Origin of the sequence: Microbacterium hydrocarbonoxydans (assembly GCF_000956475.1) — a bacterium.
Lineage (GTDB): Bacteria > Actinomycetota > Actinomycetes > Actinomycetales > Microbacteriaceae > Microbacterium > Microbacterium hydrocarbonoxydans_A.
Map to the genome: position 1 here is coordinate 586,049 of NZ_JYJB01000010.1, position 25,054 is coordinate 611,102.

Sequence of the window (25,054 nt, forward strand, 5' to 3'; positions counted from 1 at the left end):
CCACGGCGTTCCCGCCGTCGGGCAGAGACTCAGGCGTCGACCGGAACAGCGGAGACCGTGCGATCGATCGTGAACTGCCCCAGCACGCGGGTGCCGACATAGAGCACGGCCGTCTGGCCGGTGGCGACGCCGTCGAGCGAGACTTCGGGCACGACCACCACTCCGTCGGCGGTCACGGTTGCGGATGCCGGAACCGGCTCCGCATGCGCCCGGATCTGCACCTCGCAGGCGAACTCGTCCGCGGTCGGCGCCGCGCCCGCCCAGCTGAACCGGGTCCCGGAGATCTCCCGGACCGCAAGGGCCTCTTTCGGACCCACCACGACGGTGTTCGAGACGGGGCGCACCTCGAGCACGAACCGCGGCTTGCCGTCGGATGCCGGCACGCCCAGCTTCAGGCCTCGGCGCTGTCCGACCGTGAACGAGTGGGCGCCCTCATGCGTGCCGACGACCGCCCCCGAGCGGTCGACGATGTCGCCCGTCTCCGAGCCGACCTTCTCGGCCAGCCAGCCTCGCGTGTCGCCATCGGGGATGAAGCAGATGTCATGGCTGTCGGGCTTCTGCGCGACGCTCAGTCCGCGCTCGGCTGCCTCCGCGCGGACAAGCGCCTTCGAGGGTGTCGAGCCCAGCGGGAAGTAGGTGTGTGCGAGCTGCTCGGCCGTGAGAACGCCCAGCACGTACGACTGGTCCTTGGCGTCGTCCGCGGCCCGGTGCAGCTCGAGACCGGTCTCTGTCGAGACAAGGTTGGCGTAGTGTCCTGTGCAGACCGCGTCGAAGCCGAGCTCGAGCGCCCTCTCGAGGAGTGCGGCGAACTTGATCTTCTCGTTGCAGCGCATGCACGGATTCGGCGTGCGCCCCGCCTGGTACTCGGAGACGAAGTCGGCGATCACATCGTCGCGGAAGCGCTCCGAGAAGTCCCACACGTAGAAGGGGATCCCGAGAAGGTCGGCAGCGCGGCGGGCGTCGAGAGCGTCCTCGATCGTGCAGCAGCCGCGACTGCCGGTGCGCAGAGTTCCCCCTGCACGAGAGAGGGCGAGATGCACCCCGACCACGTCGTGCCCCGCATCGACCGCGCGCGCCGCAGCGACGGCGGAGTCGACTCCCCCGCTCATGGCCGCCAGAATACGCATCACCCCAGTCTACGAGGGGTCAGCTGAGTGGGGCCCCTTCGTCTCGCTCGCCTCCGGCGTGCTCGCTCAAGAACCGGGCCGAGGGGTGGTCAGGAACCCGATGCGCGGCGATACGCGTCCTCGATGACCGCGAGCACCGCGTCCACATCGGCATCCGTCGTCGTGCGACCGAGTGAGAAGCGCAGCACGCTGCGGGCATCCTGCTCGCTGCGTCCCATCGCCATCACGACGTGCGAGGGCTCGGCGACGCCCGCCTGGCATGCCGACCCCGTGGACGCGGCGATCCCCGCCATGTCGAGAAGGAAGAGCAGGCTCTCGCCCACGGCGCCGGGGAACAGGACCTGCGCGTTCCCGGGCAGCCGGTGCACCGGGTCGCCGAGCAGCTCCGCGGCAGGGATGCGCGCGCGGATGCCCTGGATGAGCCGATCGCGAAGAGCGCGCAGGCGATCCCCCTCCGACGCGCGCTCGCGTTCTGCGAGCTCGAGCGCCACCGCGAACGCGGCCGCGCCGGCGACATCCTGCGTGCCTGCGCGCAGACTCCGCTGCTGGGCCCCGCCGTGCAGGAGCGGGGCGATCCGCGCACTGCGGGCGATGACGGCTGCGCCGACACCGACGGGGGCGCCGATCTTGTGGCCGGCGACGCTGAGAGCGACGAGTCCCGCCCCCGCCGGAGCGTCGCCGCGCAACGCGGAGAACGACACGGGAAGGTGTCCGAGCGCAGCGACCGCGTCGAGGTGCAGCGGTACCTGCGCCTCGGCAGATGCCTGCGACAGTGCGGCCGCGTCGTTCACCGTGCCTGATTCGTTGTTGGCGATGAGCGCCGTCGCGAGAGCCGCGCCCGGCAGTGCGGCTGCGAAGTCGGCGACGGGTATCCGGCCTTCGAGAGACACCGCGACGGGATGCAGGACAGCGCCCTCCGCGACGAGGGCGGCGACCGTGTCCATGGTGGCGTGGTGCTCGGCATCCGGCATCACGATGTCTTCCGCACCCGAGCGGCGCGCGGCCCAGAGCCCGCGGATCGCGAAGTTGATCGCCTCGGTTCCTCCAGAGGTCAGCACAACCTCGATCGGCTCGCAGCCGAGCATCGCGGCGATGCGCTCGCGCGACTCCTCGAGAACCCTCCGCGCATCCTGACCGGCTCCGTGCGTCGAGGAGGCGTTGCCGACCACGTCCGCGGCCTGCAGCCATGCCGCACGCGCCTCCGGGCGGAGCGGAGACGTGGCGGCGTGGTCGAGGTAATGGCGCATCCCTACAACTCTCCCCTATTTTCACGCCCTTGGCTCGAGGAACCGAGTGCACCGAGTCGTGACACCCGGGCGCAGCACCCTAATGTGTACTCATGCCCGCGAACCGAGACGTCACCGTGCCCGGCGGTACTGCACTCGACAACCTCGGCGTCCGTCTGCACGACGGCGTCGGAACCCTGCGCGTGTGGTCGCAGAACGCCTCCTCCGTAGAACTCGTCGTGTTCGATTCCACCGACCTCGATTGGGTGACCGATCAGGTCGACCTCGAACGCCTCCCAGGCGGTGTCTGGGAGGTCACGACCCCGCTGCTCCAGCCCGGCGTGAGATACGCCCTCCGAGTGGGCGGTCCGCATGGACCCGGGAACACCTTCAACCCCGAGACCCTCCTCCTCGACCCGTATGCGCGTGGTCTCGCGCAGGGCGACGGCTACGAGGAGTGGCGCTCGGTCGTCATCGTCGACGGCTTCGACTGGGGCGACTCCCGCAAGCCGCAGATACCGCTGGACAGGACCGTCATCTACGAGGGCCATCTGAAGGGCCTCACGAAGCGGCAGCCGGATGTGCCGCCGGCGCTTCACGGCACCTACGCGGGCCTCGCGCACCCCGCCATGATCGAGTACTTCCACGCGCTGGGGATCACTTCGATCGAGCTGCTCCCGGTGCAGGCGTTCGTCTCCGAGCCGCGCCTGCTCGAACGCGGTCTGACGAACTACTGGGGCTACAACACCCTGAACTTCTTCACCCCGCACAACGCCTACGCCACGGAGGAATCACGCAAGGGCGGTCCGGAGGCCGTGCTGGCGGAGTTCAAGGGCATGGTCCGTCTGCTGCACGAGGCCGGGCTCGAGGTCATCCTCGACGTCGTCTACAACCACACCGCCGAAGAGGGTCTGGGCGGTCCCCGGTGGAGCATGCGCGGAATCGACAACGCGAGCTACTACCGGCAGGACTCGAACGGTGCCTATATCGACACGACGGGATGCGGCAACACTCTGAACACGTCGACGGATGCCGGCGCGCGGCTCGTCCTCGATTCGCTCCGCTACTGGGCGCAGGAGATGCAGATCGACGGCTTCCGCTTCGACCTCGCCACGTCGATCGCCAGGGATGCGGCGCACACGTACACGCCGGAGCATCCGCTGCTCACTGCGATCTCGAACGATCCCATCCTGAAGGACGCCAAGCTCATCGCCGAGCCGTGGGACGTCGGACTCGGCGGATGGCAGACCGGCAACTTCCCGGCCGGCTGGCACGAGTGGAACGATCGCTACCGCGACCGCGTCCGCAACTTCTGGCTCAGTGACATCGACTATGCGCGCCGCGCATCGGCTCCCGTCGGCATCGGCGGATTCGCGACGCGTCTCGCAGGCTCCTCGAACACGTTCTCCGACCAGCGAGGCCCGCTCGCCAGCGTCAACTTCGTGACCGCTCACGACGGCTTCACGATGCACGACCTCGTGTCGTACGACGTCAAGCACAACGAGGCCAACGGCGAGCACAACCGCGACGGCGCCGACATGAACCGGTCGTTCAACCACGGCATCGAGGGTCCGACCGACGACCCTGCGATCCTCGCGGCACGGCGCAAGGCGATGCGCAACCTCCTCGGGACCCTGCTGCTCTCCGCCGGCATCCCCATGCTCACCGCCGGCGACGAGGTCGGCCGCTCGCAGCGCGGCAACAACAACGCCTATGCGCAGGACACCGCGATGACCTGGCTGAGCTGGGACGACGAGCCCTGGCAGGAGGACCTGCGAGCGCATGTCGCAAAGCTCATCCGCCTGCGCGCGGAGAACCCCGCCCTCCGACCGAGCAAGTACGCGCGCCTCGGCGAGCACATCCCCAACGCCTCCGTCATGGACTGGTTCGACCAGAACGGCGAGACGATGGAGAGCGAGCAGTGGACCGATCCCGGCAATCGCACGATCCAGTACGTCGCAGCCTCCACGCCCGACACGGAGGCGGCCAACCGCATCCTGCTGATCGTGCACGGAACCGAGGCGCCGATCGATGTGCGCCTCCCAGACGAGATCGAGGGCGCCACGCGGTTCGTGAGTCTCTGGTCCAGCGCGGACGAGAGCCCTTCGGATGCCGGCGAGGTGTTCGCTCCCGGCGACGTGCTGCCGATTCCGGGCACGTCGATGCGCCTGTTCCGCGTGGAGTGACGGGGCACGCGACGCGCCCGGTCACGCGGCTACCGCGGCCGGTCGGGTAACGGTACATTCGCAGTGTGGCAGCACGTGCGAACACCCGGACCCCGGTTCTTCGGAGCCCCGCCCAGATCCCCCTGCGCCCGCTCGGCGCCCTATCGGAGAGCGAGGATCTCCGGACCACGCGCATCCCCTTGGTGAACGGCTCTCCGCGCGTCCCAGGGGGCTTCGCGCCGAAGGCGTTCGTCGGCGAGGTGGTGCCGTTCAGCGTCGTCTCGTTCCGCGAAGGCCACGACATCATCGGCGTCCAGCTGCGCCTGACGGCCCCGAACGGCGAGGAATCGCTGCATCGGATGCAGGCCCTTGCAGATGGCACCGACCGGTGGGCGGTCGAGCTCGCCGTCGACCTTCAGGGGACGTGGACGTTCGCCTTCGAAGCCTTCTCCGACGACTTCGCAACCTGGGCGCACGCAGCAGCGCTGAAGGTCGCTGCGGGGGTCGATCTGCCGGTCATGGCCGCACTCGGCGCCGAGCTGCTGCTGCGGGCCGCAGCCGAGAAAGACCGTCCGGCAGCACAGCGCCGGCTGCTCAAGGCGACGGCCGAGTCGCTCGCGGACGGAGACGGCGACGTGACGCTGGCGGTGTCGACGGATGCCTCGCTGGCGCAGATCTTCCACGATCGTCCGCTGACGACCCTCCGCTCGGCTGGAAAGGCTCAGCCGCTCCTGGTCGAGCGCGTCGCTGCGGGCGTCGGCGCCTGGTACGAGTTCTTTCCTCGTTCGGAAGGGGCCAAGCGGCTCAAGGACGGCTCGATCAAGTCGGGGACGTTCCGCACGGCTGCCAAGCGGCTCCCCGGCGTCGCGGCCATGGGCTTCGACGTCATCTATCTCGTTCCGATCCATCCGATCGGGACGACGAACCGCAAGGGCCGCAACAACACGCTCACGGCAGGCCCCGAGGACCCCGGCTCGCCGTACGCGATCGGCGCCGCCGCCGGCGGGCACGACGCCATCCACCCGGATCTCGGCACCCCCGCGGACTTCCGCGCCTTCGTCCGTGCTGCGCGGGCCGAAGGGCTCGAGATCGCGCTCGACCTCGCGCTGCAGGCATCCCCTGACCACCCCTGGGTCGCCGAGCACCCTGAGTGGTTCACGACGCTCCCCGATGGAACGATCGCGTACGCCGAGAACCCGCCGAAGAAGTATCAGGACATCTATCCCCTGAACTTCGACAACGACCCGGAGGGCATCTACCAGGAGATGCTGCGGATCGTGATGCACTGGGTGGGTCAGGGCGTGAAGATCTTCCGCGTCGACAATCCGCACACCAAGCCGCTGCAGTTCTGGGAGTGGCTCATCGCCACGGTGAACGCGACCGACCCCGACGTGATCTTCCTCGCCGAGGCGTTCACGCGTCCTGCGGTCATGCAGGCTCTCGCCGCTGTCGGATTCCAGCAGAGCTACAGCTACTTCACCTGGCGCAACACGAAGAGCGAACTGGAGGAGTTCCTCAGCGCGGTCGCGCACGACACGAGCGACTTCATGCGACCGAACCTGTTCGTGAACACGCACGACATCCTGACCGAGTACCTGCAGTACGGCGGTCGGGCCGCGTACAAGATCCGCGCCTGCATCGCGGCGACGGCGGCCCCCGTCTACGGCGTGTACGCGGGCTACGAGCTCTTCGAGAACGTGGCGCGCCCCGGGTCGGAGGAGAACATCGACAACGAGAAGTACGAGTACAAGCTCAGGGACTGGGAGGGCGCCGAGGCCGCGGGAGACTCCCTCGCTCCGCTACTGCGCCGCCTGAACGGCATTCGTCGCGAACACCCGGCCCTCCGCCAGCTGCGCAATCTCTCGACGCACTGGAGCGATGACGACGCGGTGCTCGTGTACAGCAAGCACCTCGACGCCGCGTTCACCGGCACGGGCCGCCCCGACACCATCATCGTCGTCGCGAACGTCGATCCGCATTCGGTGCGCGAGACGACCGTGCATCTCGACACCACGGTGTGGGGTGTGCCACTGGGTGAGAGCTTCGAGGTCGAAGACCTCGTGACCGGTGCTGTCTGGACTTGGGCAGACCACAACTACGTGCGGCTGGACTCGTTCTCCGAGCCCGTGCACATCTTGAAGGTGAGGGACCGAGCATGAGCTACGTCGAAGATGTCACGGCATCCGCGGACTGGGCAGCCGTCGCGGGAGCGTCGCACCATGATCCTCACTCCGTCCTGGGCTCGCACCCCTTCGTCGATGCGACCGACCGCACGGTCACGCTGATCCGCGTCCGCCGGCCCCTTGCGTCGTCGGTTGCGGCCGTCTTCGCTGACGGGACGCGGCTCGAGCTCGCGCACGTCGCTCACGGCATCTGGGAGGGACAGCACGACGGCTCTCCCGTGGCCTACCGGGTCGCGACGGTCTATGGCGACGATCCTGAGATCGTCGTCGGCGACCCCTATCGTCATCTTCCTACGCTCGGAGACCTCGATCTCCACCTCATCGCCGAGGGGCGGCATGAGCGGCTGTGGGAGGTCATGGGAGCGCACCTGCGCACGATCGACGGCGATGCCGGCGTCGCGTTCTCCGTCTGGGCTCCCAATGCAACGGCCGTCCGCGTCGTCGGCGAGTTCAACGGCTGGAACGGCGAATCCCACGCGATGCGCTCCATGGGCGTGAGCGGGATCTGGGAGCTCTTCGTGCCTGGTGTCGAGGCCGGCGCGCTCTACAAGTACGAGATCCGCACGAGGGCCGGCGACTGGATCTTCAAGGCCGACCCGATGGCGCAGGAGGCGCAGGTGCCGCCTGCGACCGCGTCTGTGGTCGCCGAGTCCCACTACCGCTGGGCGGACGGCGCCTGGATGACCCGCCGCGCCGCCACACATGCCGTGGCGCAGCCGCTGTCGGTCTATGAGGTCCACCTCGGGTCGTGGCGCGGCGGTCTGGGATACCGCGACGCGGCAGACCCGCTCATCGAGCACGTCACCGATGCCGGCTTCACGCACGTCGAGTTCATGCCGCTGGCCGAGCACCCGTTCGGCGGGTCGTGGGGCTACCAGGTGTCCGGCTACTACGCCGCCACCAGCCGCTTCGGCTCCCCCGACGACCTGCGTTACCTGATCGATCGCCTGCATCAGGCCGGCATCGGGGTCATCATGGACTGGGTTCCAGGCCACTTCCCCAAGGACGCGTTCGCGCTCGCCCGTTTCGACGGTCAGGCGCTGTACGAGCATCCGGACCCCCGTCGGGGAGAGCATCAGGACTGGGGCACACTCATCTTCGACTACGGCCGCAACGAGGTGCGCGGCTTTCTCGTCGCGAATGCCCTGTTCTGGCTGCACGAGTTCCACGTCGACGGTCTGCGCGTGGACGCCGTCGCCTCGATGCTCTATCTCGACTACTCCCGCAAGGAGGGCGAGTGGGCTCCGAACGTGCACGGCGGCCGCGAGAACCTCGAGGCGATCCGCTTCCTGCAGGAGGTCAACGCCACGGCGTACCGTCTTCATCCGGGCGTCCTCATGATCGCCGAGGAGTCCACCGCCTTCCCGGGTGTCACAGCTCCCACCGACCACGCCGGTCTGGGCTTCGGCTTCAAGTGGAACATGGGCTGGATGAACGACTCGCTCCAGTACATCGAGCGCGATCCGATGTACCGGGCCCATCACGAGGGCGAGATGACGTTCTCGTTCGTATACGCCTTCGGCGAGAACTACATGCTGCCGATCAGCCACGACGAGGTCGTGCACGGCAAGGGCAGCCTGCTCGCGAAGATGCCGGGCGACCACTGGCACAAGCTCGCGAACATGCGCGCGTACCTGGGGTACATGTGGGGCCACCCCGGCAAGAAGCTGCTGTTCATGGGCCAGGAGTTCGGTCAGCTCGCAGAGTGGTCCGAGTCCCGCGAGCTCGACTGGTGGCTGCTCGACCAGCCCTCACACGTGCAGTTGCAGAACTTCGTGGGATCCCTCAACCGCACCTACCGCTCGCAATCGCCACTCTGGGAGCGCGACAACGACGGCTCGTCCTTCTCACGTCTCGGCGCTCCCACCTGGGATCCCACCGTGGTGGCGTTCGAGCGACGCGACGGCCACGGCGGGCGCCTGGTCGTCGTGAGCAACTTCGCCGGAGTGGAGCGCGGCGGTTACCGTCTCGAGCTGCCTCGCGAAGGCGTGTGGAACGAGATCCTCAACACGGATGCCGCGGACTTCGGCGGCCGGGGCTCAGGCAACCTCGGCATGGTCGTCGCGACGAGCGACGGCGAAGGGGCACCCACCGCCACCATCACCCTTCCCGCGCTGTCGACCATCTGGCTGCGCTACCAGGGCGAGCCGCACGTCCCGACGATCAACCACGGTTGATTCCGCGCGCTGGTTCGGCGTCCCGGCCATGGGGCGGGGCTCCGAACCAGCTGCGCGAGGGGTCAGACGTCAGACCCTGACGCCCGCCGCGCTTCAGAACAGCAGTGAGGTGAGCCGGGTGCGGGCGGCGGCGACACGTGAGTCCCCGGGGCCGACCAGTCCGAACAGCTCGACGAGGCGCTCGCGCACGGGCGCTCGCTCGGCGGCGGGAAGCTGCGCGAACAGGTCGAGCAGACGTTCGAAGGCGTCGTCGACGTGTCCACCGGCGAGATCCAGATCGGCCACGTCGAACTGGGCCTGCACGTCGAGGGGGGACGCAGCGGCGGCCGCACGCGCGGTCTGGAGGTCGAGCGACTGCACACGGGCCAGCAGCCGGACCTGCCCGAGACCCGCGGCGGCCTCCTCATCACGCGGATTCTCGGCGAGTGCCTTCTCGTACGCGGCGATCGCCGCCGGATAGTCGCCGGCTTCGATCGCGGCGTATGCCTCCGCGTGCAGAGGCGGAAGCTCGGGTTCTGCGGGTGTCTGCGAGGGCCCCTCATCGCCGTCGACGGCGAGAGTGCCCGTCACTCCGTTCTGCGCGGCGAGCTGCAGCAGCTTGTCGAACACCTCGCGCACCTGCGCCTCTGGCACGGCGCCGGTGAACATCGGGACCGGCTGCCCGGCGATCAGCGCCACGACCATCGGGATCGACTGCGCGCGGAAGCCCTGCGCGAGCTGCGGGTTCGCGTCGACGTCGACCTTGGCGAGCAGGACCCGCCCTCCGAGTTCGCGCGTGACCTTCTCGATGATCGGACTGAGCTGCTTGCACGGACCGCACCATTCTGCCCACAGGTCGACGACCACAGGCACGGTGCGAGAGACCTCGAGGATCTGGCCGAACGACTCGTCGGTCGCGTCGACCACGACATCGACCACACCGGGAGCAGGAGCGGCTGCTCCTTCGGCCGGCGCTGCCGGACGGTTGCGGAGCGTCGACAGGTCGACGGCTCCACGGAGGGCTGCGGGCGAGATCTGGCTCATTTGATCACCTCGACGGAGAGAAGGTTCTGGCGGGCGGCGAGCAGATGGATCTGCTCGGTGGACCCCTGCGCCGGCACAGCGAAGAACAGCTGGAACTCGTACTTCGTGGTCACGCCCTTGGCGGACTCTGTGACGCCTGTGAGCGCCTTGGCCTCGGGGTTGTCGTTGAAACGGATCACGGCTTCGGCTGACGTCGGCGTCACGCTTTCTGCCTCGACGAGGGAGACGGCGACGATCGCGCCGCTGTCCAACGTCGTCATCGAGACGGGAGCCGAGTCGGACGCCACGATGTCGAACGCCGTCTGCGAAGTCGAGGCCGCATTGTTGGCGGCCAGGTTGTCGATGATCGCCTGACGGCTGTCGCGGATCGACTTCGCATAGGCGAGCGCGACATCGTCGAAGGAGCCGTAGGAGGGACTCTGCTCGTTCGCATCGACGACGTCGGCGAACGCCTCGGCCAGCTTGCCAGGGGCGATGCTGAGGAACGCCGAATCAGCCGGGACGAGCGAAGTGCCGAGCCACGGAGCCACGACCTCGGGGACCTTCGTGTCCGCGAGCATCTCGGCGATGTCCGTGATCTTGTAGTTCGACCACGGGTCCTGCTGGGTCATGGTGAGGATGACCGGCGGCACGGTTTCGTCGCCGGTGCTCTTGGTCAGCAGCAGCACCGTCCGCGGCCATCGGTCGGTGGCCTCGGGAAGGACCACCTCGACGTCATCCGTGGGGATCGCCGCGGGGAGCGGAGACTCCGGAATCGCGGTTCGCAGAGCGTAGTCGGTCGTGCGTGCAGCAAGCGCGGCACCGTCGAGGCGCGTCTTCGCGAGCTCGATGTCCATCGCGGCGTCGGCCTTCTCGAGCGTGGCGGAGATCTGCTCGATGATGCGCTTGGCCTGAGCCTCGGTCACCGCCGGCGGCTTCTGATTCTCCGGAGCGATCACCGTGGGCGACGGAGTCGGCGTCGGTGATGACGAGCCCAGCTGCGGCCACGAATCGGCCGTGCATCCGGTCGCGAGCACCGCGGTCACCGCCAACGCGGGAAGCGCCACGACCCAGCGCCGGCGCGACGAGCGAGCCGCACGGCTCTCGCTCTTTCGCACCGGCGCGCTCTCCTCGCCATCGGAATCCGGTGCCGGAGACTCCTCGGGGGCCGTCTCTGCGCCCTGTTCGATCGCGGCGCGATCCGCTGCGGGCAGCTCCGCGAGGTCGATCGGCTCGGTGATGGGAAGAGGGCCGGGGCCCTTGCGGCGAGGACCGCGTCCGCGCCGCTGGTGCCGGATGCCCAGGACATAGAGGATCAGGCCGACCAGGAGGACGATCACACCGCTCGTGACCAGCGGGCCCGTCCACGGCGTCGAGTTGTCGAGCGGCCAGGACACTCTGATGTCGGTCGGCGCATCCTTGGTGCCGTCGTAGGCGATCAGCATGCTCACGCCGTCGGGCAGCTGCATGTTGTCGGCGATGAGAGCATCCTTCTCCGAGAACGAGTCGAGCCACAGATCGGATCCGGCGGGATTGTGGCCGCTCGCCTGCTCGGCGTCGTCGGCGCCCGGGGTCTCCGTCGGTGCAGGGGTGGCCTCGCCACCACCGTCATCCGAGCCCTCATCCGAGGCCGACACGAGTTCGACGTCGAGCTTGCCGTTCTTCCCGAGGCTCACGTGGTTGTACTCGGAGTCGGCCAGCCACGCCTTCATATCGGCGGTGCGTCCGTAGGCGGCGAAGATCTCGCCGTCGCCGTTCACGAGCAGCTTCTGGGCCCCCGGGTGCTCACGCAGCACATCGCCGTCCAGAAGCACGAACGGGGCGGGCTCATCGACCTTTACAGACACCTGATCCGACGACGGCCCCAGGAAGACGGTCCGCTGAGCGATGCCCGCACCGATCAGCACCGTGGCCAGCACGAAGGCCGCGACGGCCCAAACGAAACGCACGAAAAGTCTCCTCACGCACCCCGACTCTGTGCCCGGGGCGCAAATACTCGACATTTCAGACTAGCGAAACCTCCTGTGTGTTGCCCACGAGATGCTCGGGGCGCCGCGCTCGCGGCACGTCGAGCTCTCGCGCACCGCGACGGTCGATAACCTGACAGCATCCGTCATCCGAGGAGTCCCGATGAAGATCCACAATCCGTTCCGCACCGCCCTGGTGGCGACGCTCGGCGTGGGTCTGGGCATCCTTCTCATCGGAAGCCTGCAGAGCGTCTCCACAATCCTGCTCTACGTCGGCACAGCACTGTTCCTGAGCCTCGGACTCGACCCGCTCGTGTCATTCCTGGAACGCCGGAGACTGCCGCGCTGGGCGGCAGTGCTCGCCACGATCCTCGCGGTGCTCGGCGCCTTCGCCGGCATCGTGCTGATCATCCTGCCTGTGCTGATCGACCAGATCTCGCAGCTCGTGGCGCAGATCACCGCGATCGTCGAGCGGGGTTCGGCGATCCCCGATCTCAAAGCCTGGATTCAGGACCGGTTCCCGACGCTGCTCGTGGACGATGTCTTCAAGTACATCGAAGACTGGCTCGAGAAGAACCTGAACGAGATCGGCAGCTACGTCGGCCAGGGCGTGATCACCGCGAGCGGTGCCGTGCTGGGCGGCCTGTTCGGCACCTTCATCGTGCTGATCCTGACGATCTACCTGACGGCATCGACACCGTCGCTCAAGCGCGCCGTCTACCAGCTCGCCCCCGCGTCCAAGCGCGAGCGCTTCATCGACCTCGCGGAGCAGATCACCGACTCCGTCGGCTACTACGTGATGGGCCAGGTCACCCAGGGCGTGATCAACGGCGTGCTCAGCATGATCTTCCTCTCGATCATCCGCGCCCCCTTCCCCGCTGTGCTCGCAGTCGTCGCCTTCTTCTTCTCGCTGATCCCGCTCGTCGGCACTCTCACGGGATCGACGATCATCGTGCTCGCCTGTCTGATCCCTGGCCTCGGCTCCCCCGGGGCCGCGATCGCGGCGGGTATCTACTATCTCATCTACATGCAGATCGAGGCGTACGTCATCTCACCGCGCATCATGAGCAGAGCAGTCGCCGTGCCGGGTGCGGTGGTGGTCGTGGCGGCCCTCGCGGGCGGCAGCCTGCTGGGACTGCTCGGCGCGCTGATCGCGATCCCGGTCGCCGCCAGCATCCTGATCATCTATCGCCAGGTGCTGATCCCCCGCATGAACGAACGGTGAGCTCAGTCCGCTGGCCACTGGGTGGGCAGCGGAAGCGCCGAGGGGTTGACCGCCGCGACGACCTCCGTGAGCACGCGTCTGGTCTGGCTCTCCCCCACCCACAGATGCTTGCCGCCCTCGACGGCAATGAGCGTCGCATGCGGGATCATGGCGAATCTCGCCTCGGCTTCGGGAGGTCGCAGATAGTCGTCCAGCTCCGGAACCAGGACGATGACCTGCAGATCCGTCCGCTCAGCCCAGGCGGCCACCTCGGCCTCGGTGGCGCGATGCAGCGGAGGCGACAGCAGGATGATGCCCTCGATGTCGTGCTCACGGCCGTACTTCAGTGCCAACTCGGTGCCGAAGGACCAGCCGAGCAGCCAGGGGCGCGGGAGCGCCCTGGCACGTACGAAATCCATCGCGGCTGCCACGTCGAAACGCTCGGCGCCGCCTCCGTCGAACGATCCGTCGCTCGTGCCGCGCGGCGACGTGGTGCCGCGCGTGTTGAAGCGCAGGACAGCGAGGTCGGCCAGCGCCGGAAGACGCGCCGCGGCCTTGCGGAGGATATGCGAGTCCATGAATCCGCCGGCGGTGGGCAGCGGATGCAGCGTCACGAGTGTCGCGGCGGGTGCTGCATGCTCCGGAAGCGCCAGCTCGCCCACGAGGGTCAGCCCGTCGGAGGTCGCGAGCTCGATGTCCTCACGACGTGCGGGCAGCTCGAGCGGGCCACGGATCTCGATGCTCATGCAATCCTCCAGCAATGGGTGTGCCAATGGCGGCGTGCGGCCAGGTCTGCGGCGTCACCCAGCACGCCGTCGGCTCGCCACACGACGAGGTGCGCGGTCCCCGACTCCACTGTGCGACCGCATCCGGGGCAGATGTAGTCCTTCTGCGCCTGAGCAGCCGAGATCGGCTGCACCGTCCACTCGGCACCGCGGCGCACCTCGCTGCGCTTCCACGATGAGAGCAGGCGATCGAGAGAGTCGTCGACGTCAGGGCGCGCCGGACGGCGCCTGCGCGAGCGGGCCACGACCCGCGATCACCACCAGTGGTTCTTGGACCAGAACGCGTAGGCCCCAGCCCAGCCACCGTAGCGGCTGCTGGCGTATCCCGTACCCCAGCGGAGGTTGTCGACCGGGTCGTAGCCGTTCCCTGGAACCTTGCTGCACGGCAGGGCCTGGACGAGGCCGCACGCGCCCGACGACTTGTTCGTCGCGTTCGGGTTCCAGCCGCTCTCGTGCGACACGATGTAGTCGACGTAGCCCCAGTCGGACTCGGCGATGCCCGCCGCAGCCATCCACTCCGCCGGCGCGCCGCCGCCGGTGTAGAAGAGCGGTCCGCCTCCTCCTCCGCCGCCCGTGGATGCGGGCTTGGCCGTGGGAGTCGGTGTGGGCTTGGGAGTCACATACACCGAGAAGGCTCCGCGATCAGAGGGCGCGATGGCCGCGCCGCCGACCGTGACGGTCAGATCCTGCGTGTCGACGAGAGCGACCGAGTACATGGACTCGGCGACGGCCTCTTCCGGCGGGTCTGCGAGCGCGATACCGGTCGGAGCGACGATCGCGGCGGCGAATCCGACCACTGCGACGCCGGCCACGACACCCGCGATGCGGCGTCGGACCGTGCTCGCGCGCGGCGAGAGCGCACGCGAAGCGGGCAGGGCGGGCACGCCTTTTCTTTCGGAGATCATGTCGTTTCGGGAGTTCACGATGGGTGGCAGTCTACCGGTCGAGCCTGAGATCAGCGTGCGAACTCTCAGCGAACGGCCAGGATGACGTCGATCGTCGCGTCGAGAAGGGCGTCGACCTGCTCCTCCCGATACCCACCGCGCTGCATGCGGAATGCGGCAGATCGCAGCTGCTCCGCGGTCAGGGGCTCGCCGTCGCGCAGGTAGCGCACGACGCGGGTTGCTACATGGTCCACCTCGTCGACGCGGTAGCCGAACGTCAGCATCCCCGTGCGGGCGAACCGATGCTTCCGGGGCCGGGCCAGATGGTCGAGGATGACCTGAGCCTCTTCCCTGGCCTGCTCCACCCAGGCGCCGGCTCCCTGGCTGCGCACGACGCGCTCACGCTCGCGTGTCGCGAGTGCATCTTCCACGCGGCTCAGGGCGGCATCGACCTCGGCGACCACGTATCCGTTCTTCACGAGCGGGAAAGACGCCACCCGCACGTCGGCCGCGGTGATGTCTCCACCGCCTTCGAAGGCCTGGCGCGCCGCGGCGAGGAACGTGTCGACCGCGGCGCGGTGGTAGCCGCGCGTGCGGCCGTGCGTCAGGGAGAACGCCGGCGGCGTCTCCTCGGTCTCATCGAGATCGAGAACGTCGTCAGAGGACATCACAGCACCACCCAAGGTGAGAGGAGGAAGTAGAGGCACAGCGCCGGAATCGTCGACGGCAGGATGCTATCGAGCCGATCGAGCAGACCGCCGTGACCGGGCAGCCAGGAGCTCATGTCCTTGATCCCGATATCGCGCTTGAGCATGGACTCGGCGAGATCGCCGAGCGTCGCGGTCAGCAGAACCGTCACGCCGAAGATCGCTCCCGCCCACCAGGGCAGCTCGAGCAGGAACAGCGCGAGCAGGACCCCGGCGGTGATCGAGGCGACCACAGCGCCGGCGAAGCCCTCCCAGGTCTTCTTGGGACTGATCCGCGGAGCCATCGGATGCTTGCCGAAGGCCAGCCCGCTGGCATACGCGCCGGTGTCCGCGGCGACCGCGATCGCGATGAACCCGAGGACCCACCATTGTCCGCCCTCCTGCCTCAGCAGGATCAGGGCGATGGCGGCGAGGAACGGCACGTAGATCTGCACGAAGCCGCCGACGACGGCATCCGCCAGCACATCGCCGTACGTGCGGCCGTCCTGCGCGACCATCTGGCCCACGAGCCGCCACACGATCACGAAGGCGACGCCGAGGAACAGAAGAGCCCAGACCAGCCAGATCTGCACGAAGTACGCCGGAATGACGACCAGCGCCGCGGCGATGAGCTGCGGGACGAGGTCGATGCGGCGCCCCGACCCTCGCAGGGCCAGAGCCAGTTCGTAGACCCCCAGAAGGGCCGCTGCGAGAGCGAGCGGAACGAAGAAGACCTTGTCGAACAGCAGTGAGGCCAGCAGGGCTGCACCGAAGGCCAGCCCGATCACGATCGCGAGGATCAGATCGCGGCCGGTGCGCTGCTTGATCCGCTCATTGCGCTGCTTGATGCGCTCGTTCGCGTGATCCAACTGGTCGCGGGCGTGCGAGACGTGACTCTCGAACTCGCCGCGCGCCGCGCGCCACTGCTCGCGGATCGCATTGTGCTCCCCTGTGTCCAGAGGTCCTGGCAGCTCAGTCGGCAACGGCGGGCGCGGCGGAATGCTCTCGGCGCTGAACGCCGGGAAGGCGTCATCGGCCAAGGGCATGCCGCCGTCAGGAGTCGCCGACTCACGCGCCTCGCGGCGCGTCTGCGGAGTGCCGTCATCGGCTCCGCGCGAATCGTCGTCGGACATGCCCGATCAGACCTCGAGGAGCTCTGCTTCTTTGCGCTTGAGAGCGTCGTCGATCAGGTCGACGTGCTGCCGGGTGAGCGCGTCGAGCTCCTTCTCACCACGGGCGATCTCGTCTTCGCCGAGCTCGCTCTTCAGCGCATCGAGCTCGTCCTTCGCCTTACGGCGGATGCCGCGGACGTGGACCTTCGCGTCCTCGCCCTTCGCCTTGACCAGCTTGACGTACTCCTTGCGACGATCGGCCGTGAGCTCGGGCATCGTGACGCGCACGATGTTGCCGTCGTTCGACGGGTTCGCGCCGAGGTTGGGCATGTCGCGGATCGCCTGCTCGATGGCCTTCAGCGCCGACTTGTCGTAGGGCGTGATGATGAGCGAGCGCGCCTCGGGGTTTGCGAGCGACGCGAGCTGCGCCAGCGGGGTCGGCGTGCCGTAGTAGTCCACCAGCACCTTCTGGAACATCTGAGGGTTCGCGCGGCCGGTGCGGACCGTTGCGAAGTCCTCCTTGGCGGCGTCGACGGCGCGCGCCATGCGAGAGGTGGTTTCTGCGAGGACATCCGCGATCACGGTGACTCCTATCGTCGGGGTGTTCTGAAATTCTATCGGGCGAAGGCTCTGCGACCGGTGAGGTCAGGCCGTGACGAGCGTGCCGATGGGCTCGCCCAGAAGAGCACGGGTCACGTTGCCGGCCGGCTCCATGCCGAACACGCGCATGTCCATGTTGTTGTCCATGCAGAGGCTGAACGCCGTGGAGTCGACGACCTTGAGGCCACGCTGCAGAGCGTCGCGGTAGGTGACCCGCTCGATGCGCTCGGCATCCGCGTGCTTGTTGGGGTCGGCCGTGTAGATGGCGTCGACGCCGTTCTTGGCGACGAGCACCTCCTGTGCGCCGATCTCGAGCGCACGCTGCGCGGCGACCGTGTCGGTGGAGAAGTACGGCAGTCCCGCGCCGGCGCCGAAGATCACGACGCGGCCCTTCTCCATGTGGCGCTCGGCACGCCTCGGAATGTACGGCTCGGCGACCTGGGTCATCGAGATGGCGGACTGCACGCGGGTCGGCGCACCGGCCTGCTCGAGGAAGTCCTGCAGAGCGAGCGCGTTCATCACGGTGCCCAGCATGCCCATGTAGTCGGCTCGACCGCGGTCCATGCCGCGCTGGCTGAGCTCGGCGCCGCGGAAGAAGTTGCCTCCACCGACGACGATGGCGATCTCGACTCGGTCGACGGCTGCGGCGATGTCGCGCGCGATCTGGCTCACGACGTCCGGGTTGACGCCGAGCTGGCCGGCACCGAATGCCTCGCCGGAGAGCTTGAGCAGGACGCGGCGGCGTCCGGTGCGTTCGGTCATGGGTGGTGTCCTCTCATCCCGATTCAAGATAGTGCCTCTTGGGCATGAAGAAGGGGTTCGGATCGAGATGATCCGAACCCCTTCGACAGTGTTACGCGCCGACCTTGAAGCGAGCGAAGTCAGTCACGGTGATACCGGCATCCTTCGCCACCTGTGCGACCGACAGCTTGTTGTCCTTCGCGTAGTCCTGCTCGAGCAGGGCGACCTGCTTGATGAACGCGGACACGCGACCCTCGACGATCTTCGGCAGGGCTGCCTCGGGCTTGCCCTCGTTGCGGGAGATCTCGGTGACGATCTCGCGCTCCTTCTCGACGGCGTCTGCCGGCACGTCCTCGCGCGAGAGGTACGACGGGTTGGCGAACGAGATGTGCTGAGCGATGCTGCGAGCGGTCTCGGCGTCGTCACCCGAGTAGGCGACGACGACGCCGATCTGCGGCGGCAGATCCTTGCTCGTGCGGTGGAGGTAGACCTCGACCTTGTCGCCGGTGACGGTGCGCACCTGGCGCAGCTCGACCTTCTCGCCGATGATCGCGGCCTCTTCGGAGATGACCGTCTCGACGTTCTTGTCTCCGGCCTGAGCTGCCAGAGCAGCCTCGACCGAGTCCGCCTTGACGGCGGCGACAGCGTCGGCGACCTTGTCGGCGAGCGCGATGAAGCGCTCGTTCTTCGCGACGAAGTCGGTCTCGCAGGCGAGCTCGATGAGGGTCACGGCGCCGTCCTGTTCGCGAGCGACGATGAGGCCCTCGCTGGTCGAACGGTCAGCGCGCTTGGCGTTGCCCTTCGCACCCTTCAGGCGCAGGATCTCGGTGGCCTTCTCGACGTCGCCGTCAGCCTCCTCGAGCGCCTTCTTGGTGTCGACCATTCCCGTTCCGAGCTGCTCACGCAGCGCCTTGAGGTCGGCGATGGTGAAGTTGGCCATGTGTGGTGGCTCCTTGCTTCGTAGGTGTGTGTACGCGGGGATTACTTGGACTCTGCGGCCTCGGCTGCGGCGACCTCGACGGTCTCCTCAGCAGGCGCGGCTGCGGGAGCCTCGTCAGCAGCCTCGGGGGCAGCGGCGGGAGCCTCGTCAGCAGCCTCAGGGGCAGCAGTCTCGGCCGGAGCCTCGAGCAGCTCGCGCTCCCAGTCGGCGAGCGGCTCGGCGTCGCCCGTCTCGGGGTTGTGCTTCTGCTGCAGGCCCTCGGCGGCGGCGTCCGCGATGATGCGGGTGAGCAGCGAGACGGAGCGGATCGCGTCGTCGTTGCCGGGGATCGGGTACTGGAAGTCGTCGGGGTCGGCGTTGGTGTCGAGGATGCCGATCACCGGGATGCCGAGCTTCTTGGCCTCGTCGATCGCGAGGTGCTCGCGCTTGGCGTCGACGACCCAGAGAGCCGACGGCGTCTTGGTGAGGTTGCGGATGCCGCCGAGCGACTTGTGCAGCTTGTCGAGCTCGCGCTTCTTGAGCAGCAGCTCCTTCTTCGTGAAGCCGGAAGCGGCCGGGTTCTCGTAGTCGAGCTCCTCAAGCTCCTTCATGCGGGCGAGACGCTTCGCAATGGTGGAGAAGTTGGTGAGGAGGCCGCCGAGCCAGCGCTGGTTGACGAACGGCTGGCCGACGCGGGTGGCCTGCTCGGCGAGGATCTCCTGCGCCTGCTTCTTCGTGCCGACGAAGAGGATCGTGCCGCCGTGGGCGACGGTCTCCTTGACGAAGTCGTAGGCCTTGTCGATGTAGCCGAGCGACTGCTGAAGGTCGATGATGTGGATGCCGCTGCGCTCGGTGAGGATGAAGCGCTTCACCTTCGGGTTCCACCGGCGGGTCTGGTGTCCGAAGTGCACGCCGCTGTCGAGCAGCTGGCGGATGGTGACCACAGCCATGGTCGTCTCCTTGTTCTGGCGCGAACGCCGTTGAGGTTGTCGCCGATCGGTCGATCGGACTGCCTGGTGCCCGGCGCACTCCCGCCACCTCGGAGAGTTGGACCTGTGGGAGTGGATGCCGCGACCGGAGTCGCTCTGGGCACGCGTAGTCACCCCGATTTCGAGGTGCCCCTCCAGCATACAGGATGACGCCGCGTGCGATCTGCGCTGCACAGGGTGCGGGCTGTTGCGGATTCTCCCCCGTCTCCGTGGTTCACGGGGCCGGCCACGCACGAGCCCGCGCCTGCGGGAGCAGGATGGCGAGCATGCGCGCGCTTTCTCGTATCGGTGCACTCGTCGCCCTGGCTCTGCTGCTCCCTCTCGGCGGGCTGTCCTCTGCGGCGACCGCGGCGCCGCAGGCTGCACACGAGGCGATCGACGACGGTGAGACTCCCGCCTGGCTGTGGCCCGTCGACGGGCCGCACACCGTCGTCGCCGCTTTTCGCGCACCCGCCCATGAGTACGGAGCCGGTCACCGAGGCATCGACATCGCGGCTCCCCTCGGAGCCGCAGTGCGGGCTCCCGCCGATGGCGTGGTCGCCTTCCGGGGCACCGTCGTTGACCGTCCGCTGATCACGATCGAGCGTGAAGGCGGCTTCGTCACCACATTCGAGCCCCTGCTCTCCGAACTCTCCCCAGGTGACGCGGTGTCAGCCGGCGACGTGATCGGCGCGGTCGACGTCGGCGGTCACGCGGCCGCCGGAACGCTGCACATCGGCGTGCGCCTGCATGGCGTCTACGTCAATCCGCTCCTGCTGTTCGGAGAGGTTCCGAGGGCCGTGCTGCTGCCCTGCTGCGAACCGCTCTGAGCAGCGGATCGCACATGAACCGGCAGGGGCTCAGGCGCGCGGGTGGGCGAGGCGGTAGGTCGCGGTGAGCCGCTCGGCCGAGACGTGCGTATAGATCTGCGTGGTGCCGAGGCTCGCGTGGCCGAGGATCTCCTGCACCGCGCGCAGATCGGCTCCTCCGTCGAGCAGGTGCGTGGCAGCCGAGTGGCGGAGCGCGTGCGGACCGACGGTGTCGGCCCCGACCAGTGGCCCCAGAGCTTCGGCGACCACGGCGTACACGGTCCGCGGACCGATGCGTCCCCCGCGCGCCCCGAGGAACACCGCAGGCGACGAGGCTTCCCCCCTTGTTGCCAGAGCCGGGCGTCCGCGGGTCAGGTATGCGCCGATCGCCTTTCGCGCGGGTGCGCCGAAGGGAACGACGCGCTCCTTCGACCCCTTGCCGAGCACCCGTGCTGTGCCGCGGTCGAGGTCGAGATCGTCGAGGTCGAGCCCGCAGAGCTCCGAGACGCGAATCCCCGCGCCGTACAGGAGCTCGAGGATGGCGTGGTCGCGCAGCGCGATCGGATCGCCGCCGGCAGCCGCGGCGCGCCGCGCGTCGAGCAGCGCGGTCAGGGATTCCCTCGAGGCGATCGTGGGGAGCGTCCGTCCGCGCTTGGGAGCGACCAGCCTGAGACTCGGGTCGTGCTCGATCAGCCCCTCGTCCTGCGCCCAGCTGAAGAACGAACGAGCGGCGGCCGCCCGCCGAGCCAGCGTCGACCGTGCGTCGCCTCGTTGCGTCGCCCGCCACAGCCAGTCGCGCAGCGCCTCGAGGTCGATGTCGGCCAGATCCCGGCCGCCGATGCTGTCGCCGAGGTCGCGCAGATCGGAGCGGTATGCCCGTACCGTCGCCGGTGACAGCCGCCGCACCTGCTGCAGATGCTCGGCGAATGCCCCGGCCGCGACCATGAACTCCATCCACACAGCATGCCTCGGGGCCCTCCAGCGGGGCGAGAGCCTCGCCGCGCTAGCCGACCACCGCCGCTGTCCGGCGCCAGCCGGAACCTGAGCGCGCGACGGCGCCTTCGAGATCGAGGAGTCCGAGCAGCGCCTCGACTCTGTGCACCGACAGGCCGCTGCGGCGAGCCAGCTCCGATGCCGGCAGCGCGGTCCTCGTGCTCAAGGCGTCGCGCAGTCGCACCTGATCGGGATCGTCGACGACGGCAGCCCTCGACGGCGTGATCGCGCTCTCCCACAGCTCTCGAATCTCAGTCGTCGTGGTCACGCACCGCGCGTCATACTCGCGCAGCAGGCGGTGGCACCCCGCTGAGGTGGCCGAGGTCACCGGCCCCGGCACGGCCCCGAGCGGCCGACCGAGCGCCGCAGCGTGTCCCGCCGTGTTGATCGATCCACTGCGCCACCCCGCTTCGATGACGACTGTGGCATGGCCGAGAGCCGCGATGAGGCGGTTCCGGCTCAGGAACCGCCATTTCGTGGGAGCCGTGCCGCACGGGACCTCGCTCACCACGGCCCCGGTCCTCGCGATCTCGCGCAGCAGGCTCTGATGCCCCTGCGGATACGAACGGTCGACCCCTCCGGCGAGAAGCGCGACCGTCGCACCGCCTACGGCGAGAGCGGCCCTGTGCGCGGCCCCGTCGATCCCGTAGGCGCCTCCCGAGATCACGACGCAGCCGGTCGCCGCCAGATCACCGGCGAACTCGGCCGCCAGTAGATCGCCGTAACCGCTCGACGCCCGAGCGCCGACGATAGCGACCCTCGGCTCGGCGCCGAGCAGAGCAGGGTCTCCCCGCACCCACAGCATTGTCGGCGCGTGCACACCGAGATCGTCGACCGCGTCGGGCCAGAGCGGGCCGCCGGGCAGCACGAGCCGCGCACCCCGTGCGGATGCGTCACTGAGAGCGTCGACCACGGCCTGTGGCGACGCCCGAGGCCGCCACCGCTCGCAGGCCTCCTGCAGAGCGCGAGGAGACGTTCCGGGCGGCACGAGAGCCGAACCGGCATCCGTCGCCACACTCAGACTCTCGACCGGCCCCAGCTCCGCGATGAGGGTGCCTGCCACGCCATCACCCGGCTCGGCGATGACATTCCAGGCGACCCTGGCCAGCACCTCTTCCACGTCGTGCTCGACGCACGCCGCCCTGGCTGCCGCAACGGCTCGAGGATCCTGCAACAACTGCTCGATCATGCACTGCTTCCCTTCTTCAGATACAGGGCTCGTCCCACCTGGTCCCGACCCGGAGCGTCGACGCCCGCGAGATCGGCCAGGGTCCACGCCAGACGAAGCACGCGATCGTAGCCGCGCAGGGTCAGCGCGCCACGCTCCAGTGCCCGGTCGAGTGGTGCCCTGGACTCTGCGCTCAGCCGATGCGCACCCTGCCGGAGCCAGGTTCCCGGGACGTCTCCGTTCAGCCGCCACGGGGTGTCCCGAAGACGGAGAGCGGCCCTCCCCCTCGCCGCGGCCACCCGTTGCCGCGCCTGATCGGTGGTCGTCTCGGCGCGCTCGGCCGAGGTCGCGCGCGCGGCCGCGACACGTGCCACGTGCAGCTCGATGTCGATGCGATCGCGCAGAGGACCCGACAGTCTGTCCGAGTAGCGCCGGATGGCCAGGGAAGGACACACGCACTCCGCGCCGCGCACTCCGTAGTTTCCGCACGGGCACGGGTTCATAGCCAGGATGAGCTGGAAGCGGGCCGGGAACCGAGCGATGAAGCCGGATCTGTGCACCTCGATCGCGCCGGATTCGAGCGGCTGCCTGAGCGCATCCAGCGCGATGCGGGAGAACTCTGCGGCTTCGTCGAGGAACAGCACGCCCCGGTGCGCGCGCACGATCGCACCCGGCCTGACGACGCGCGATCCGCCGCCGACCAGGGCGGCGACCGAGGCGCTGTGGTGCGGCGCCTCCAGCGGAGCGATGCGATCGAGGCTGTCGACCGCATCGCCGACCAGCGAGCGGATGGAGGCGACCTCGAGGGCCTCCTCCTCTGTGAGCGGGGGCAGTATCCCCGGCAGCCGACGGGCGAGCATCGTCTTCCCCGCGCCAGGAGGGCCGCTGAGCAGCAGGTGATGGCCCCCGGCAGCCGCGATCACGAGCGCCTCGACGGCGTCTTCCTGACCCACGACGTCGGCGAGGTCGAGCATGGCAGCGGGCTCCGTCGCTGGGGCGGCGCCCGCTACCGGCTCCACGTCTGGTACGGGCACATCCGCCCCGTGCCAGGCCGCCACCTCGGCGAGAGACGTGGCGGCGCGCACCTCGATGCCGGGGACGAGGCGGGCCTCGGCGGCATTCGCGTGTGGCACGACCGCCCGCTCGAAGCCCGCGCGAACGGCTGCGAACACGGCGGGGAGCACACCCGCGACCGGACGGACGCGTCCATCGAGGCCGAGCTCGCCGATATGCACGGTCCGGGCGATCGAGTCGTGACTCAGCGAACCGCCCGCCGCAAGCGTCGACACGGCGATGCTCAGATCGAATCCGGAGCCCTGCTTCGGCAGGCTCGCCGGCGAGAGGTTCACCGTCAGGCGCCGCCGTGGCAGGTCGAGCCCTGCATTCTTGCACGCGTTGTGCACGCGCTGCACCGCTTCCCCGAGCGCCTTGTCGGGGAGACCGATGATCTTGAACTCGGGCGTCTGGTTGGAGAGATCGGCCTCGACCTCCACGAGATGCCCGTCGACTCCCGTGAGAGCGACGGCCCACGTCCGGGCCGTCGTCACGAGAGATCCTGCAGATGCTCGAGCGAGCCGGCATCCGGGTCCGCCCCGATGATGCCTATGGCGTCAAGCTGGACCCGTCGTCCGCGGCTGCGCTCGGGGTGCGCCTCGATCCAGGCGTGCGCGAGCTGCCACAGGCGCTTCCGCTTCCGCGCGTCGACCGCCTCGAAGGGGTGCCCGAACGCGGCCGATCGTCGAGTCTTGACCTCGATCACGCACAGCGCGCCTCCCACCGCGGCGACGATGTCGAGCTCGCCCTGGGGGCATCGCCAGTTGCGGTCGAGGATCTCGTATCCGAGTCCGATCAGATATCGGACTGCGCGGTCTTCACCGGCTTTGCCGAGGACGTCTTTCGCTGCCATGACGACATGGTTGCGAACACGCGGTCCCCGCCGCCGACACAGGATCGCGGAAAGACACGAGCCTGTGCACTACCGCCGCAGAGCGCGGAATTGTGCAGATTCACTCGCCGTCGAGCGACAGCTCCTGCGGGAGTTCGAACTCGCGGCGCTGCAGCTCCTCGACGTTCACGTCCTTGAACGTCAGCACACGAACGGCCTTCACGAAGCGGTCGGCGCGGTAGATGTCCCAGACCCAGACGTCGGACATGGAGATCTCGAAGTAGAAGTCGTGCTCGGTGTCACGGCGCACGACGTTGACCTCGTTCGCGAGATAGAACCGACGCTCGGTCTCGACGACGTACGCGAACTGACCGACCACGTCCCGGTACTCCCGGAACAGCGCCAGCTCGAGTTCTCGGTCGTAGTCGTCGAATGCTTCCTCATCCATGATGT

23 protein-coding genes are annotated in these 25,054 nt (G+C 68.5%); 5 read left to right on the plus strand and 18 right to left on the minus strand.

Annotation, left to right across the window (positions count from 1 at the left end; genetic code table 11):
- Positions 1–29: 29 nt before the first annotated feature.
- The gene (gene mnmA, locus RS84_RS15405) at positions 30–1,127 is read right to left on the minus strand and encodes a tRNA 2-thiouridine(34) synthase MnmA (protein ID WP_082062269.1); all 1,098 of its coding nucleotides are present in this window, start codon (positions 1,125–1,127) and stop codon (positions 30–32) included.
- Positions 1,128–1,216: 89 nt separating this feature from the next.
- The gene (locus tag RS84_RS15410; protein ID WP_045258651.1) at positions 1,217–2,374 is read right to left on the minus strand and encodes a cysteine desulfurase family protein; all 1,158 of its coding nucleotides are present in this window, start codon (positions 2,372–2,374) and stop codon (positions 1,217–1,219) included.
- A 92-nt stretch (positions 2,375–2,466) separates the two neighbouring features.
- Here RS84_RS15410 and glgX point away from each other — a divergent pair, with 92 nt between their 5' ends.
- From glgX to glgB, 3 genes are all read left to right on the plus strand, one after another.
- Positions 2,467–4,539, plus strand: coding sequence for a glycogen debranching protein GlgX (gene glgX, locus RS84_RS15415; protein ID WP_045258652.1), 2,073 nt, complete (start codon positions 2,467–2,469; stop codon positions 4,537–4,539).
- 65 nt (positions 4,540–4,604) lie between these two features.
- Positions 4,605–6,677 carry an alpha-1,4-glucan--maltose-1-phosphate maltosyltransferase gene (locus RS84_RS15420; RefSeq protein ID WP_082062222.1) on the plus strand — a complete coding sequence of 691 codons (2,073 nt, stop codon included), beginning with the start codon at positions 4,605–4,607 and terminating at the stop codon, positions 6,675–6,677.
- On the plus strand, positions 6,674–8,878 hold the full coding sequence (gene glgB / locus RS84_RS15425; protein ID WP_045258654.1) for a 1,4-alpha-glucan branching protein GlgB: 2,205 nt from the start codon (positions 6,674–6,676) through the stop codon (positions 8,876–8,878). The genes RS84_RS15420 and glgB overlap by 4 nt, the downstream gene beginning before the upstream one ends.
- 93 nt (positions 8,879–8,971) lie before the next feature.
- Here glgB and RS84_RS15430 read toward each other — a convergent pair whose 3' ends face one another.
- A complete protein-coding gene (locus RS84_RS15430; RefSeq protein ID WP_045258655.1) occupies positions 8,972–9,901 on the minus strand; it encodes a tetratricopeptide repeat protein in 930 nt (309 codons plus the stop codon).
- A complete protein-coding gene (locus RS84_RS15435; RefSeq protein WP_052676399.1) occupies positions 9,898–11,829 on the minus strand; it encodes a hypothetical protein in 1,932 nt (643 codons plus the stop codon). Before RS84_RS15435 ends, RS84_RS15430 begins: the two co-directional genes overlap by 4 nt.
- Before the next feature lie 181 nt (positions 11,830–12,010).
- On the opposite strand from RS84_RS15435, the gene RS84_RS15440 reads away from it, so the two are divergent.
- Positions 12,011–13,072: an AI-2E family transporter gene (locus RS84_RS15440; protein WP_045259243.1), complete on the plus strand. Its 1,062-nt coding sequence runs from the start codon at positions 12,011–12,013 to the stop codon at positions 13,070–13,072.
- A gap of 2 nt (positions 13,073–13,074) precedes the next feature.
- Here RS84_RS15440 and RS84_RS15445 read toward each other — a convergent pair whose 3' ends face one another.
- From RS84_RS15445 to rpsB, 9 genes are all read right to left on the minus strand, one after another.
- Positions 13,075–13,797 (minus strand): alpha/beta hydrolase, encoded by a 723-nt coding sequence (locus tag RS84_RS15445; RefSeq protein ID WP_045258657.1) that lies wholly within the window; start codon positions 13,795–13,797, stop codon positions 13,075–13,077.
- On the minus strand, positions 13,794–14,081 hold the full coding sequence (locus tag RS84_RS15450) for a hypothetical protein (RefSeq protein WP_045258658.1): 288 nt from the start codon (positions 14,079–14,081) through the stop codon (positions 13,794–13,796). Before RS84_RS15450 ends, RS84_RS15445 begins: the two co-directional genes overlap by 4 nt.
- 9 nt (positions 14,082–14,090) lie before the next feature.
- Positions 14,091–14,759, minus strand: coding sequence for a transglycosylase SLT domain-containing protein (locus tag RS84_RS15455; RefSeq protein WP_235281506.1), 669 nt, complete (start codon positions 14,757–14,759; stop codon positions 14,091–14,093).
- A 47-nt stretch (positions 14,760–14,806) separates the two neighbouring features.
- A complete protein-coding gene (locus tag RS84_RS15460; RefSeq protein WP_045258659.1) occupies positions 14,807–15,388 on the minus strand; it encodes a DivIVA domain-containing protein in 582 nt (193 codons plus the stop codon).
- The gene (locus RS84_RS15465; RefSeq protein WP_052676400.1) at positions 15,388–16,539 is read right to left on the minus strand and encodes a phosphatidate cytidylyltransferase; all 1,152 of its coding nucleotides are present in this window, start codon (positions 16,537–16,539) and stop codon (positions 15,388–15,390) included. Before RS84_RS15465 ends, RS84_RS15460 begins: the two co-directional genes overlap by 1 nt.
- Before the next feature lie 6 nt (positions 16,540–16,545).
- Positions 16,546–17,100, minus strand: a complete 555-nt coding sequence (frr, locus tag RS84_RS15470) for a ribosome recycling factor (protein ID WP_045258660.1) — start codon at positions 17,098–17,100, stop codon at positions 16,546–16,548.
- Positions 17,101–17,163: 63 nt separating this feature from the next.
- Entirely contained in the window at positions 17,164–17,880 is a 717-nt protein-coding gene (gene pyrH / locus RS84_RS15475) for a UMP kinase (protein ID WP_045258661.1), read from the minus strand.
- 91 nt (positions 17,881–17,971) lie between these two features.
- Entirely contained in the window at positions 17,972–18,799 is an 828-nt protein-coding gene (gene tsf / locus RS84_RS15480; RefSeq protein WP_045258662.1) for a translation elongation factor Ts, read from the minus strand.
- Positions 18,800–18,840: 41 nt separating this feature from the next.
- Positions 18,841–19,728: a 30S ribosomal protein S2 gene (gene rpsB / locus RS84_RS15485; RefSeq protein WP_045258663.1), complete on the minus strand. Its 888-nt coding sequence runs from the start codon at positions 19,726–19,728 to the stop codon at positions 18,841–18,843.
- A 305-nt stretch (positions 19,729–20,033) separates the two neighbouring features.
- On the opposite strand from rpsB, the gene RS84_RS15490 reads away from it, so the two are divergent.
- Entirely contained in the window at positions 20,034–20,576 is a 543-nt protein-coding gene (locus RS84_RS15490) for a murein hydrolase activator EnvC family protein (RefSeq protein WP_045258664.1), read from the plus strand.
- A 30-nt stretch (positions 20,577–20,606) separates the two neighbouring features.
- Here RS84_RS15490 and RS84_RS15495 read toward each other — a convergent pair whose 3' ends face one another.
- The 5 genes from RS84_RS15495 to RS84_RS15515 all read right to left on the minus strand — a co-directional run bounded on the left by RS84_RS15495 (position 20,607) and on the right by RS84_RS15515 (position 25,049).
- Positions 20,607–21,509, minus strand: a complete 903-nt coding sequence (locus RS84_RS15495) for a tyrosine recombinase XerC (RefSeq protein ID WP_045258665.1) — start codon at positions 21,507–21,509, stop codon at positions 20,607–20,609.
- Between the two features lie 49 nt (positions 21,510–21,558).
- Positions 21,559–22,737, minus strand: coding sequence for a DNA-processing protein DprA (gene dprA / locus RS84_RS15500; protein WP_045258666.1), 1,179 nt, complete (start codon positions 22,735–22,737; stop codon positions 21,559–21,561).
- Positions 22,734–24,263 carry a YifB family Mg chelatase-like AAA ATPase gene (locus tag RS84_RS15505; RefSeq protein WP_045258667.1) on the minus strand — a complete coding sequence of 510 codons (1,530 nt, stop codon included), beginning with the start codon at positions 24,261–24,263 and terminating at the stop codon, positions 22,734–22,736. Before RS84_RS15505 ends, dprA begins: the two co-directional genes overlap by 4 nt.
- Positions 24,260–24,622: a YraN family protein gene (locus RS84_RS15510; RefSeq protein ID WP_045258668.1), complete on the minus strand. Its 363-nt coding sequence runs from the start codon at positions 24,620–24,622 to the stop codon at positions 24,260–24,262. Before RS84_RS15510 ends, RS84_RS15505 begins: the two co-directional genes overlap by 4 nt.
- A gap of 100 nt (positions 24,623–24,722) precedes the next feature.
- Positions 24,723–25,049 carry a DUF2469 family protein gene (locus RS84_RS15515; protein WP_045258669.1) on the minus strand — a complete coding sequence of 109 codons (327 nt, stop codon included), beginning with the start codon at positions 25,047–25,049 and terminating at the stop codon, positions 24,723–24,725.
- Between the last annotated feature and the right edge of the window lie 5 nt (positions 25,050–25,054).

Coding starts and splice junctions, on each gene's coding strand:
- mnmA (WP_082062269.1), bottom strand. CDS start 1,127: ATGCGTATTCTGGCGGCCATGAGCGGGGGAGTCGACTCCGCCGTCGCT.
- RS84_RS15410 (WP_045258651.1), bottom strand. CDS start 2,374: ATGCGCCATTACCTCGACCACGCCGCCACGTCTCCGCTCCGCCCGGAG.
- glgX (WP_045258652.1), top strand. CDS start 2,467: ATGCCCGCGAACCGAGACGTCACCGTGCCCGGCGGTACTGCACTCGAC.
- glgB (WP_045258654.1), top strand. CDS start 6,674: ATGAGCTACGTCGAAGATGTCACGGCATCCGCGGACTGGGCAGCCGTC.
- RS84_RS15430 (WP_045258655.1), bottom strand. CDS start 9,901: ATGAGCCAGATCTCGCCCGCAGCCCTCCGTGGAGCCGTCGACCTGTCG.
- RS84_RS15440 (WP_045259243.1), top strand. CDS start 12,011: ATGAAGATCCACAATCCGTTCCGCACCGCCCTGGTGGCGACGCTCGGC.
- RS84_RS15445 (WP_045258657.1), bottom strand. CDS start 13,797: ATGAGCATCGAGATCCGTGGCCCGCTCGAGCTGCCCGCACGTCGTGAG.
- RS84_RS15460 (WP_045258659.1), bottom strand. CDS start 15,388: ATGTCCTCTGACGACGTTCTCGATCTCGATGAGACCGAGGAGACGCCG.
- RS84_RS15465 (WP_052676400.1), bottom strand. CDS start 16,539: ATGTCCGACGACGATTCGCGCGGAGCCGATGACGGCACTCCGCAGACG.
- pyrH (WP_045258661.1), bottom strand. CDS start 17,880: ATGACCGAACGCACCGGACGCCGCCGCGTCCTGCTCAAGCTCTCCGGC.
- tsf (WP_045258662.1), bottom strand. CDS start 18,799: ATGGCCAACTTCACCATCGCCGACCTCAAGGCGCTGCGTGAGCAGCTC.
- rpsB (WP_045258663.1), bottom strand. CDS start 19,728: ATGGCTGTGGTCACCATCCGCCAGCTGCTCGACAGCGGCGTGCACTTC.
- RS84_RS15490 (WP_045258664.1), top strand. CDS start 20,034: ATGCGCGCGCTTTCTCGTATCGGTGCACTCGTCGCCCTGGCTCTGCTG.
- RS84_RS15495 (WP_045258665.1), bottom strand. CDS start 21,509: ATGGAGTTCATGGTCGCGGCCGGGGCATTCGCCGAGCATCTGCAGCAG.
- dprA (WP_045258666.1), bottom strand. CDS start 22,737: ATGATCGAGCAGTTGTTGCAGGATCCTCGAGCCGTTGCGGCAGCCAGG.
- RS84_RS15510 (WP_045258668.1), bottom strand. CDS start 24,622: ATGGCAGCGAAAGACGTCCTCGGCAAAGCCGGTGAAGACCGCGCAGTC.
- RS84_RS15515 (WP_045258669.1), bottom strand. CDS start 25,049: ATGGATGAGGAAGCATTCGACGACTACGACCGAGAACTCGAGCTGGCG.